Origin of the sequence: Collinsella sp. An268 (genome assembly GCF_002159765.1) — a bacterium.
Taxonomy (GTDB): domain Bacteria; phylum Actinomycetota; class Coriobacteriia; order Coriobacteriales; family Coriobacteriaceae; genus Coprousia.
Map to the genome: position 1 here is coordinate 97349 of NZ_NFJH01000001.1, position 12144 is coordinate 109492.

The following is a 12144-nucleotide window of genomic DNA, read 5'->3' on the forward strand; positions in this document are numbered from 1 at the left end:
GGAACTCCTCCGGGCCCGGCGGCCGTTTGCGTATCGCGGCCTGACGCCGGTCATGGGCATCCTCTGGTCGTTTTGCCGATGGGCGGGCCTTCATGGCGCGCGCCGCGGGCGGGTGGGATAAGCTTGAGGGCGTAACCGCCGGGAGGGAGCGGTTGGCGAACGTAAGGGAGTTTGATGCTTCGGTTCCGTACCCTGGAGCGTCCGGCCTCGCCCGAGGAGGCCTACGCCATCATCCAGAAGCGCAAGCGGGCGCGGATACTCGGCGGCGGGGCGTGGATGCGCCTCGCAAAGACCGCCTACCCGCTCGTGATCGACCTGTCCGCCTGCGGGCTCGACGCCATCGAGGATGCGGGCGACACCTGGCGGGTGGGCGCCATGGTGAGCCTGCGCGCGCTCGAGTGCCACGAGGGCATCGCCGCCGCAACGGGCGGCGCCGTCGCCCGCGCGCTCGCGGGCATCGTGGGGGTGCAGTTCCGCGCGGGCGCGACCGTGGGGGGCAGCGTCGCGGGCCGCTTCGGCTTCTCCGACGTGTGCTGCGTGCTCTTGGCGCTTGGCGCCGAGGTCGAGCTCGTGGGCGCGGGGCGCATCCCCATCGACGAGCTCCTGCGCGCTAAGGCCTTCCCCCGAGACGTCCTGACGCATGTGCGCATCCCTAAGGATCGGCCGCGCACCGGCTACTGCGCCGTCCGCCGTGCGGCGACCGATATCCCCGTGCTCAACGCGGCGGCGAGCGCGACGGCGGACGGTACCTGGCGTATCGCCGTCGGCGCCCGCCCCGCCCGGGCGCGCCTCATCGCCATCGAGCCGGCCCGGGTGCCCTCGCTCGCGGACGCGCTCGCGGTGTGGGCGGACCCCGCGTCAGACGAGGCGGCGCGGGTGGAGGCGGAGGAGGCTGCGGCGACGGCGATCGCCGAGCCCCTCGGTGCGCTCGTCTACGCCGACAACATGTGGGCCTCCGCTGCGTACCGCCGCCGCGTGGCCCCCGTCATCGCCGCGCGCGCCCTGCGCGCCGCCGAGGAGGGACGCGCATGAACATGAACCTTTCCGTCAACGGACGGGTGCTCTCGTGCGAGGCGAGTGCCGACGCCACGCTCGCCGAGGTGCTCCGTGCGCACGGCTTCAAGAGCGTCAAGTGCGGGTGCGACACGGGCAACTGCGGCGCCTGCACGGTGTGGGTCGACGGCAGCCCGCGCCTCTCGTGCACGATGCTCGCCGTCCGCGCCGAGGGACACGAGGTGACGACGCTCGAGGGCGTGCTCCCTGCGTCGCGCCATCTCGCGCGCTGCCTCGCGGAGGAGGGCGCCGAGCAGTGCGGCTTCTGCTCGCCCGGCCTCATCATGGCGGTGCTCGCCGCCGAGCGCGAGCTCGGCGCGGCCCCCCTCGCGGCCGACCCGGCGGCGGTGGACGCCTATCTCGCCGGCAACCTCTGCCGCTGCACGGGCTATATGGCGCAGCGCCGCGGCGTCATGCGCTACCTTGCCGAGCGCGCCGCCGCGGTGCCGGGCAACGTCCCCGCAGCGGGCGCCGCTGAGGCCCCCGCTCATACCGTCTCCCCGATGGGGGGTGCGCAGCGATGAGCATGATCGTCTCGCGCGAGGAGGAGCGCCGCACGCTCAGCCAGCTCCATACGCCCACCGTCAAGAAGGACGCCTACGCGCTTCTCGCCGGGCAGCCCGTCTATACCGACGACCTCGCCCCCGAGGGCGCCCTCACCGTCAAGATACTCCACAGCCCGCACGCCTTCGCGCGCATCCGCGCCATCGACACGGCGCGGGCCCTCAAGGTGCCCGGCGTGGTCGCCGTGTACACCTATCGCGACGTGCCTCAGCGGCGCTTCACGCTCGCGGGGCAGAGCTTTCCGGAGGCCTCGCCCTACGACCGGCTGCTGCTCGACGAGTACGTTCGCTACGAGGGGGACGAGGTCGCCATCGTGGCCGCGGAGACCGAGCGCGCCGCCGATCAGGCGCTGCGGCTCATCCGCGTCGACTACGAGGTGCTCGACCCTGTGCTCGACTTCACGCGCGCCATCGACAACCCCACCGTCATCCATCCCGAGGAGAACTACCACGTCAACGGCGCGTGGATTCAAAATGAGCGCCTGCGCAACATCGTGAGCCAGGGCGTGAGCGCCGTCGGCGACCTCGACGCCGCCTTCGCCGAGGCCGATGTCGTCATCGACCGCACGTACCACACGCGCGCCAACGAGCAGGCCATGATGGAGACGTTCCGCGCCTTCGCCGAGATGGACGCCTACGGGCGCATCACGGTGACGGCCTCCACCCAGGTGCCCTTCCACGTCCGCCGCATGGTGGCGGCTGCCCTCGATATCCCGCAGGCGCGCGTGCGCGTGGTGAAGCCGCGCATCGGCGGCGGCTTCGGTGCCAAACAGAGCGGGTGCAACGAGATCTTCTGCGCCTTCGTGACGCATCGGACGGGCCGCCCCGCCAAAATCGTCTATACGCGCGAGGAGACGAACACCGCCTCGAACGCGCGCCACGAGATGCAGCTCCAGGTGCGCCTCGGCGCGCGGCGGGACGGCACCATCGTCGCCATCGACCTCCACGTCCTCTCCAACCAGGGCGCCTACGGGGAGCACGGGCCCACCACCATCGGCCTCGCGGGCCACAAGACGCTGCCGCTGTACAACCGCGTGCTCGCGAGCCGCTTCAGCTACGAGGTCGTCTACACCAACACCAAGCCCGCGGGCGCCTTCCGCGGCTACGGCGCCACGCAGGGCCTCTTCGCCGTGGAGTCCGCGGTAAACGAGCTCGCCGACGCGCTCGGCATGGACCCGTGCGAGGTGCGCCTCCAAAACCTCACGCGCGAGGGTGAGGTCATGGCGCAGTACGACGGCAACACGCTCTTCTCCACGGGCGCCGAGGCGTGCCTGCGCCGCGCCCAGGAGATGATCGGCTGGGGCAACAAGCCGCTTTGCCGCGACCTCGGCGACCGCGTGCGCGGACTCGGCTGCGCGCTCGCCATGCAGGGGTCCTCCATCGCCGGCATCGATATCGCGAGCGTGGACCTGCGACTCGAGGAGGAGGGATTCTACACCCTCTCCATCGGCGCGACGGACATGGGCACGGGCTGCGACACCATCCTCGCCCAGTTTGCGGCCGAGGCACTGGGGTGCACGGTGGACGACATCGTGGTGCGCGGCGTGGACACCGATGTATCGCCCTACGACACCGGCTCCTACGCGAGCGCCACGACCTATCTTACGGGTATGGCCGTCGTGAAGGCGGCCGAGGACCTCATCCGCCGCATGCGCACGTTTGCGGCGGGCCTCATGGGCGTGCCGGCGCGCAGCGTCTACTTCGACGGGGCGCGCCTCTACACGACGGCCGAGGGCCCGGCAGACGGGGCGGAGCTGGCCGAGGGCACCCTCGCGGCGCCGACAGAGCCCGAGTTCAGCGAGGTCACCGGTGCCATCGACCACATGCGCCGCGCCTATGCGGTCGTGGGCGCGCCCGGGGTCTCCGCGCCGGAGGAGGGCGACCCGGAGGTCCTTGCCGTCCAAGAGCTCACGCGCGCGCAGTTCGCCGCGGCGTGCGTCCGCGGCGGCGACGGCGACTGCCTCACGGCGCATGCCGCCGCGAGCTCCCCCACGAGCCCGCCACCCTTCATGGCGGGCATCGCCGAGGTGGACGTCGACAAGGCGACCGGGGAGGTCACGGTCGTCGATTACGTGGGCGTCGTCGACTGCGGCACCGTGGTGAACGAGAACCTCGCCCGCGTTCAGGCGGAGGGCGGGATCGGCCAGGGCATCGGCATGGCGCTTACCGAGGACGTCCAGCGCGGGCCACAGGGCCGCATGCGCACTCGGACGTTCATGCAGTACAAGATTCCCTCGCGCCTCGACATCCCCCTGGTGCGGGTCGACTTCTGCGAGAGCTACGAGCCCACCGGTCCGTACGGCGCCAAATCCATCGGCGAGGTCGTCATCAACACCCCGCCGCCCGCCATCGCGAGCGCTATCGCCCATGCCACGGGCGTCTACGTGCGCGACCTTCCCATCACGCCCGAGAAGGTGCTCCTCGGGGAGCGGGAGGGATAGCCGCAGCCCGCAGGCAGGGCCGCTTCATGGCACCGCGCAGGCACGCCGCCCGCATCTGCCGCAAGGCTCGTGCGGGCGGCGCGCCCTATAATGGAGGCGTCACCCGTTCTCGGAGGTTCTCATGCCCAAGGATTATGTCTCTATCGCCCTCGGCGTCGTCTCGATGCTGCTGTCGTTTGTGCCCGTCATCCCACTGCAGCTCCTCGGCGCCGTCGCCGGCGGCTGCGGGTTCGTGTTCGGCCGCCGGGCGCGGCGGGCGGATTACCGGCGCGACCTGACGAGCACCGTCGGCATGGTGTGCTCCGGCGTGGGCGTCTTCCTGTGCCTCCTCGCACCGGTCCTCGCCATCGTGAGCAACATCGCCCTCCTTTTCATGCGCTAGCAATATGCTGACGCAATAGTCCGCGGCCGTCTGTACCCGCCGAGTCGCCTCCCGCCGTCGGAACCGGTGCCGTTCCGGCGGTCTCACCGCGCCGTGCCGCTCGAGCGCCGTGCCGTTTGCCGAAATCTTGCACCGTCCCAACCCGTAGGGCTGGACTTGCGTCCCAAGGCGCGTATAGTGGTTCATGCGACAGGCCTTGCGCGTAGTTACGTTACGCAAAAACCGGGGCGCCCGTGCCAGCCAGGCACGGGGCCCGTACACATGTTTTAGGAGCGCGCATGAAAGCCGACGCGAGGGGGACGACTGCGTCGTCCGCAAAAACCAAAGGATCCGCATCCCGCCCAAAGAACAACGAGCGCTTTCGGGAGCGTTTAGCGCGTCATCACGACGAGCTGCGCTGGCTCTATATGGAGCTCTACGATAACGGGGATATGTTTGCCGAGCTCTGCGAGCAGTTGAGGGCGTTTTTCGATGCGCGGCCGGCAGACCTCAAGCAGCTCGACGCCGAGCGCGAGGCCGAGGGCGCATGGTACCGCAAGCGCGATATGCTCGGCATGCAGATGTATATCGACAACTTTGCCGGCACCATCAAAGGGGTCGAGGAGCACCTCGATTACCTTAAGCGCTGCCATGTCAATTACGTGCACCTTATGCCGTTTTTGGATACACCGGCAGATAAGAGCCGGTCGGACGGCGGCTATGCGGTGGCGGACTTTCGCCGCGTGCGCCCCGACTTGGGCACGATGGACGACCTTGCCCACTTGGCGCGGACCTGCCACGCGCAGGGCATCAGCCTGTGCATGGACTTCGTCATGAACCACACCTCCGAGGACCATGAATGGGCGCGGCGCGCCCGTGCCGGCGAGGGGGAGTACATGAGCCGGTACTTCTTCGAGCGCAACCAGGCGGTGATCGACCAGTACACGCGCGACGTGCCGCAGGTGTTTCCCACCACTGCGCCGGGCCACTATACCTACCTGCCCGAGCTGGGGCAGAGCGTTATGACGCAGTTCTATCCCTACCAGTGGGACCTCAACTACAGGAACCCCCGCGTCTTCAACGAGATGATGTACAACTTCCTCTACCTCGCCAACCAGGGCATGGACATCATTCGCATCGACGCCGTACCCTATATCTGGAAGGAGCTTGGCACCAACTGCCGCAACCTCCCCCAGGTGCACACCATCGTGCGCATGATGCGCATGATCGGCGAGATCGTGTGCCCGGGCATCGTGCTGTTGGGTGAGGTCGTGATGGAGCCCAAGGAGGTCGCGCCCTACTTTGGCACGCCCGAGAAGCCCGAGTGCCACATGCTCTACAACGTCACCACCATGGCGACAACGTGGCACACCGTGGCGACGCGCGACACCAGGCTTCTCAGACGTCAGATGGAGGCGGTCTGCGCCCTGCCGCGCACCTACACGTTCTTAAACTATCTGCGCTGCCATGACGATATCGGCTGGGGCCTCGATTACCCGACGCTTTCCGCATGGGGGATGGAAGAGGTGCCGCACAAGAAGTACCTGAACGACTACTTCCTGGGTATCGTAGCGGGAAGCGACAGCCGGGGCGCCCTCTACAACGACGATCCAACGACAGGTGACGCGCGCTTCTGCGGCACGACGGCGTCGATGTGCGGGGTCGAGGCCGCCGGGTTCGAGGGCGATGACGACAAGCTCGCATGGGCCCTCCAGAAGGACATCATGCTCCACGCGTACCTGCTCACGCAGTCGGGCCTGCCCATCATCTACAGCGGTGACGAGGTGGGACAGGTGAACGATTACAGCTATCGCGACGATCCCGAACGCGCCGATGACTCCCGCTACATCCACCGGGGGAAGTTCCCTTGGGAGCTCGTAGACGCTATCGATGACGCTGACAGCGTGCCCCACCGGCTCTTTGAGGCGCTCTCCGATCTTGAGGACATCCGGCGTGAGGAGCCGGTCTTCGGCGCGGAGGCGACGGTCAGGGTGTGCGATGCGGCCGATCCGGCGCTGCTCTGGATCGAGCGCACACTCGGCGAGGAAGTGCTCGTGGCCGTATTCAATTTCAGCGACGAGGGCAAGACCGTGACCCTGCCGGCCGCTCCCGCCTACACCGATCTGGTGACGGGTGTGACCGAGGCGGTGGAGACGGTCGATATGTGCGGCTGGGACTTTATGTGGATGAAACGGGCGTGATCTCAGCCCCCGAGGAGACGCTCCCCGCGTGCGCATGGCGCCAGGCACGCGGGGAGACGCCGTGCACGTTTTTGAAGGCGCGCGAGAAGTGCAGCTGGTTGGGGTAGCCGACGGCGCGCCCCACCTCCGCCACGGAGAGCGCCGAGAGCTTGAGGAGCTCCGCCGCCTTCTCCATGCGGTAGCCGATGAGGAACTGCTGCGGCGAGACGCCCATGGCCTCCTTGAAGACCTTGCCGAAGTAGCTGCGGTTCAAGCCGATGTGACGGGCGATGTCCTCCACGCCGATGTCCGCGACGTAGTTCTCGTCGATGTAGGCGAGGGCCTCGTCCACATAGAAGCCATGGAGCTTGCCGGTCTGGGCGGCGCGGTAGGGGGTGCACGAGCGGGCGAAGCCGTCGATGAAGCGGTAGGTGTCGGCGACGAGGGCGAAGGGCGAGGCGTTCCGCTCGTCGAGCAGCGCCCGCATCGATGCAGCCATGTCCTCGCGCGCGGCCTCATCGTGCGCGCGGTACACCGGGTGCACGGTGCTCACGCCGAGGTTGTCGAGCACCGATTTGACTTGGACGCCGTCGAACTCGATCCAGATGTACTCCCACGGGTCCGCCATATCGGCTATGTAGGTCGTGATCTGGGTGGGGAAGATGAGGAACCCCTCGTGAGCGTGCAGGGGGTAGTCGATGCGCTCGCCCTCGTCGCTGATGGTGGTGAACACCCCGGAGCCCGAGAGGATGTAGTGGAACAGGTAGTGGCTGCGCCGCGCCGGACCGAAGGCGTGCGCGGGCGCGCAGACCTCGCGCCCGTACTGGTAGGGCATGAGGTCGGTGAAGATGCCGCCCTCGAAGGTGGAGAAGTCGATTTCGTGCGGACGCATGATCGCGCGCTCCTTTACCGCTCGGAGTCCTGCATCGAATCAGAATATACCACAATGCGAGCAAACATTCCTTATAATATAGCGAAACGAGATACACAAGGCATTATGGTATATTAGCGTGCCAGCATTGGCGCGCCGCCTCAATACTAGGAGGATAACCTGCGAAAAGGGCAAATACAACACTTCCGTGCCGAGCTAGCAGAACCTACCGTTGCCGGTCGAAAATAAGCCGTTCATCGAAAACCTGCGGTATCGTGACTGGATACAGCACCAGCATATACCTGCAGATTAGGGCTATCAATCATATAAGATACCAAAGTGCACGCTAGAAAGCGCAAAATGGTAGGTGCTACTATCGCCAAAGATACGCTTTGCCTGTCGCAACCGCAAAGCACGAGGACCCGTACGGGAAGGGGTAGGTACATGGCCGGACTGACGCTCGAACACGTGGGCAAACGGTACCCGAACGGCTACGAGGGGGTGAAGGATTTCAACCTCGAGATCGCCGACAAGGAGTTCATCATCTTCGTCGGCCCCTCGGGCTGCGGCAAGTCGACGACGCTGCGCATGATCGCGGGCCTCGAGGATATCACCTCGGGCACGCTCAAGATCGACGGCAGGGTTGTCAACGACGTGGAACCCAAGGACCGCGACATCGCGATGGTGTTCCAGAACTACGCCCTCTACCCGCACATGACGGTGTACGAGAACATGGCGTTCCCCCTGCGCCTGCGCAAGGTCCCGCAGGACCAGATCGATAAGATCGTACAGGATGCCGCGCGCATCCTCGACCTCGAGAAGCTGCTCGACCGCAAGCCCTCGGCGCTCTCCGGCGGCCAGCGTCAGCGCGTTGCCATGGGCCGCGCCATCGCCCGCCAGCCCAAGGTCTTCCTCATGGACGAGCCGCTCTCCAACCTGGATGCCAAGCTGCGCGTGCAGATGCGCGCCGAGATCTCCAAGCTGCACGACCGCCTGGGCGCGACCATCATCTACGTCACGCACGACCAGACCGAGGCCATGACGCTCGGCACCCGCATCGTCGTCATGAAAGACGGCGTCATGCAGCAGGTCGACACGCCCTCCAAGCTCTACGCGGAGCCGTGCAACCTCTTTGTCGCCGGCTTCATCGGCTCGCCCCAGATGAACTTCATCGACGCGACGGTGGGGGAGGTCGCGGGCAAGGTCACGCTCACCTTCGGCAAGAACACCGTTACGGTCCCCGCGTCCAAGGCCGCCACGCTCAAGCCCTACGTCGGCAAGGTCGTGGTCGCCGGCATCCGCCCGGAGGACGTGGTCGAGGAGCACGAGTACGCCGAGGGTCGTAACCTCTCCGAGAAGATCGATGCCACCGTCACGGTGTACGAGCTTCTGGGCTCCGAGGCCATGATCTACGGAGATGTGGACGGCGGGCAGATCTCCGCGCACCTCTCCGCCGCCAACCCGGTGCGCACCGGCAGCCGCATCCAGGTCGCCTTCGACATGGACAAGCTGCACGTGTTCGACAAGGACACCGAGCTCGCCATCGTCCACTAGCCCGAGAGGAGAGCTGATACGCATATGACAGCGAAACCCATCACCCGGCGCCATGCGCTCGGGCTCTCGGCGGCGGCGCTCTCGTCGGTCCTCTTTGCGGGATGCACGAGCGAGACGGCGGACGGCAAGGTTCAGGTGGAGATCGTCTCCTACAAGCAGGAGGCCAAGTCGATCTTCGACCAGATTCAGGCCGACTTCAACGCCGCGCACGACGACATCGTGCTCAAGATCGACAGCCCTGCCGACGCCGTCACCATCATGAAGACGCGCTTCGTGCGCGAGAACTACCCCGATGTCATCGGTATCGGCGGCGACGGCGACTACGCGAACTTCGTCGATTCCAACATTCTGGCCGATGTCTCCGATTACGAGGGCATTGGAAACGTCAAGAAGTCGTACACCGATATCCTGAAGAGCGTCACCTACGTGCCCATGGAGGGCATCTACGGCGTGCCCTATGTGGCAAACGCTGCGGGCATGCTCTACAACGTCGATATGTTCGAGGAGAAGGGCTGGTCCATCCCCGAGACGTGGGACGAGCTCATCGAGCTCTGCGAGGAGATCAAGGCCGAGGGTGAGGTTGCCCCGTTCTACCTTGGCTACCTCGACACGTGGACCATCCTTTCGCCGTGGAACTCCGTGACGGTCAACATGGTGCCCTCCGATCTTGCCCGTCAGGTGAACGCCGGCAAGGCCAAGTTCGCCGACTACTACGGAGAGCCGGCACGTCGCATGCGCCAGATGCTGCAGTACAGCCAGACGCTGCTGCCCGGCGAGCCCGGCCCCTTCGCCGCAAGCTACAACGACGCCTGCACGAGCTTCGCCAACGGCAAGAGCGCCATGTACCCCTGCGGCAGCTTCGCCGTCCCGCAGATTCTCACGGGTAACCCGGATATCAACGTGGGCATGTTCGCCATGCCCTCGGCGGACGACCCTGCCGACCGCATCGTGGTCTCCGGTGTGGACCTGCAGTGGTGCGTTGCCGAGACCTGCCCGCACAAGGAGGCCGTCTTCGAGGTGCTCGACTACCTGGCCGAGCCCGAGAACCTGCAGACCTACCTCGACGACCAGCGCGCCATCCCCTGCGTGGAGGGCGATTTCACGCTCGACCCGCTCTTCGACGGCATCCAGGAGTTCCTGGACGAGGACCGCGTGCTCGACTACCTCGACCACTCGTACCAGTCTGCCATGGCCGTCGACGCGCAGCTGCAGACGATGCTGCTCGACGAGCGCGATGACGACACCGCCATCGCCGCTTTCCTCGAGCGCTTCGACACCGACTGGCTGCGCTATAACCGCGACGTCATCCGCAAGGTACAGGAATACGAGAGCCAGCACTAAGGGGGATACGATATGGCAACGCTTACCAAGGGCAAGGTCGGCTCGGGTCGCATGAAGACGTTCTACGCGATCCTCATCCCCGTGCTCATCCTGTTCATCGCCTTCAACACGTTCCCGCTTCTTACGGGCGTGTTCTACAGTTTCACCAACTCCAAGGGCTACGGTGCCTTCGACATCGTGGGCCTGCAGAACTACCTCGACCTCTTCAGCGACGCGCGCGTGGGCAACTCCTACCTCTTCACCTTCAAGGTGGCCGTGGTGGCGACGATCCTCACCAACGTCATCAGCTTGCTGCTCGCCATCGCGCTGTCGAGTAAGATCAAATTCAAGAGCGCGCTGCGCGGCCTGTTCTTCGTGCCCCAGATCCTGGGCGCCCTCGTGGTGGGCTATGTGTTCAGCTACCTCTTCACCTGGATCATCCCGGCGCTCACCGGCACCGAGTCGATCCTGGCATCGCCCGACCTCGCTTGGATCGCCATCGTGGTCGTACTCGTGTGGCAGTCCTGCGCGCAGACCACCATCATCTACATCACCGGTCTCTCGAGCGTGCCGGAGGATGTGTACGAGGCGGGCTCGCTCGACGGCGCGACGGGTTGGAACAAGTTCCGCTACATCACGCTGCCGCTCATCATGCCGAGCGTGACCACCAACATGGTGCTCGTCATGAAGAACATGCTCATGGTGTTCGACCAGATCGTGGCCATGACCTCCGGCGGCCCGTCTCAGTCGACGGAGTCCATCTCGTACCTCATCTACAACAACGGTCTGTCAGGCGGGCAATTCGGCTTCCAGTGCGCGAACGCCGTGATGTTCTTCATCTTGATCGCGGTCATCTCGATCGTGCAGACAAACTTCCTGAGCAGTAAGGAGGAGCAGCTCTAATGGCTAAGGATGCATTCGGGGCCAAGGTAAAGGAACGGGTGAACTGGCCCATCACCGCAGGGCTCATCCTGCTCGCGCTCATCGTCATCATCTTCCCGCTCTACATGGCGGTGCGCATCGCGGTCGCCGATAAGATGCCCACGGGCCTGGAGATCTTCACGCTGCCCGAGACGTGGGACTTCGCCAACTTCCTCGAGGCGATGGAGGCGACGCAGTTCTTCACCTCCTTTATGAACTCGCTTCTCATCACCGTGGTGGCCGTGGTGGTCTCTATCCTCATCCACTCGCTCGCGGCCTACGCGATCGGGCGCAACATGGAGCGCCGCGTCTTCAAGTGGAGCTACCTCTTCATCATCGCCGGCATGTACGTGCCCTTCGCGATCCTTATGATGCCGCTCGTCAAGCAGACCGCCATCATGCACCTCGACAACATGGTGGGCGTCATGATCCTCTACATCGTCTTCTACATGCCGATGAACGTGATGCTCTACACGGGGTACCTGCGCAACATCCCTGTGGCGCTCGAGGAGGCGGCACGCGTGGACGGTGCCAGCACGTGGACGACGTTCTGGAAGGTCATCTTCCCGATCATGAAGCCGATGCACGCCACCGTGGCGGTGCTCACCGGTCTGGCGGTCTGGAACGACGTCATGACCCCGCTCGTCATCATGGGCGGCTCGGGCGTCTACACCCTGCCGCTTGCCCAGATGAGCTTCCAGACGGCGTTTGGTACGGACTATCCGCTCGCCTTTGCTTCGTATCTGCTCGCCATGCTCCCGATGATAATCTTCTATATCTTTGCGCAGAAGCAGATCATCGGCGGCGTTACCAACGGCGCGGTAAAGTAACATACCCATACTTTGTGGTTCTGCCCGTTGACGTGCCGGGCTGACCGGCA

The 12144-nt window shown here is 65.5% G+C and carries 10 protein-coding genes; 9 read left to right on the forward strand and 1 reads right to left on the reverse strand.

Annotated elements, in window-relative coordinates; genetic code table 11:
- Positions 1-174: 174 nt before the first annotated feature.
- From B5F70_RS00455 to B5F70_RS00475, 5 genes are all read left to right on the forward strand, one after another.
- Positions 175-1032, forward strand: coding sequence for an FAD binding domain-containing protein (locus B5F70_RS00455; protein ID WP_087203598.1), 858 nt, complete (start codon positions 175-177; stop codon positions 1030-1032).
- Positions 1029-1577, forward strand: a complete 549-nt coding sequence (locus B5F70_RS00460; protein WP_087203599.1) for a 2Fe-2S iron-sulfur cluster-binding protein — start codon at positions 1029-1031, stop codon at positions 1575-1577. The genes B5F70_RS00455 and B5F70_RS00460 overlap by 4 nt, the downstream gene beginning before the upstream one ends.
- Positions 1574-4057, forward strand: a complete 2484-nt coding sequence (locus B5F70_RS00465) for a molybdopterin cofactor-binding domain-containing protein (protein WP_143325043.1) — start codon at positions 1574-1576, stop codon at positions 4055-4057. The genes B5F70_RS00460 and B5F70_RS00465 overlap by 4 nt, the downstream gene beginning before the upstream one ends.
- A gap of 121 nt (positions 4058-4178) precedes the next feature.
- Positions 4179-4439: a hypothetical protein gene (locus B5F70_RS00470; RefSeq protein WP_087203600.1), complete on the forward strand. Its 261-nt coding sequence runs from the start codon at positions 4179-4181 to the stop codon at positions 4437-4439.
- A gap of 278 nt (positions 4440-4717) precedes the next feature.
- Positions 4718-6619 (forward strand): alpha-amylase family protein, encoded by a 1902-nt coding sequence (locus B5F70_RS00475; RefSeq protein ID WP_087203601.1) that lies wholly within the window; start codon positions 4718-4720, stop codon positions 6617-6619.
- Here B5F70_RS00475 and B5F70_RS00480 read toward each other — a convergent pair.
- Positions 6597-7490, reverse strand: coding sequence for an AraC family transcriptional regulator (locus B5F70_RS00480; RefSeq protein ID WP_087203602.1), 894 nt, complete (start codon positions 7488-7490; stop codon positions 6597-6599). The two genes, B5F70_RS00475 and B5F70_RS00480, sit on opposite strands and share 23 nt — an antisense overlap.
- Before the next feature lie 423 nt (positions 7491-7913).
- Between B5F70_RS00480 and ugpC the strand changes: the two genes are divergently transcribed.
- The 4 genes from ugpC to B5F70_RS00500 are packed head-to-tail and all read left to right on the forward strand — an operon-like array spanning position 7914 to position 12094.
- On the forward strand, positions 7914-9023 hold the full coding sequence (ugpC, locus tag B5F70_RS00485) for a sn-glycerol-3-phosphate ABC transporter ATP-binding protein UgpC (protein ID WP_087203603.1): 1110 nt from the start codon (positions 7914-7916) through the stop codon (positions 9021-9023).
- Positions 9024-9047: 24 nt separating this feature from the next.
- Complete coding sequence (locus B5F70_RS00490; protein ID WP_087203604.1) at positions 9048-10364, forward strand: extracellular solute-binding protein; 1317 nt, start codon at positions 9048-9050, stop codon at positions 10362-10364.
- Positions 10365-10376: 12 nt separating this feature from the next.
- The gene (locus B5F70_RS00495) at positions 10377-11246 is read left to right on the forward strand and encodes a sugar ABC transporter permease (RefSeq protein ID WP_087203605.1); all 870 of its coding nucleotides are present in this window, start codon (positions 10377-10379) and stop codon (positions 11244-11246) included.
- The gene (locus B5F70_RS00500) at positions 11246-12094 is read left to right on the forward strand and encodes a carbohydrate ABC transporter permease (protein WP_087203606.1); all 849 of its coding nucleotides are present in this window, start codon (positions 11246-11248) and stop codon (positions 12092-12094) included. The genes B5F70_RS00495 and B5F70_RS00500 overlap by 1 nt, the downstream gene beginning before the upstream one ends.
- Positions 12095-12144 lie beyond the last annotated feature (50 nt).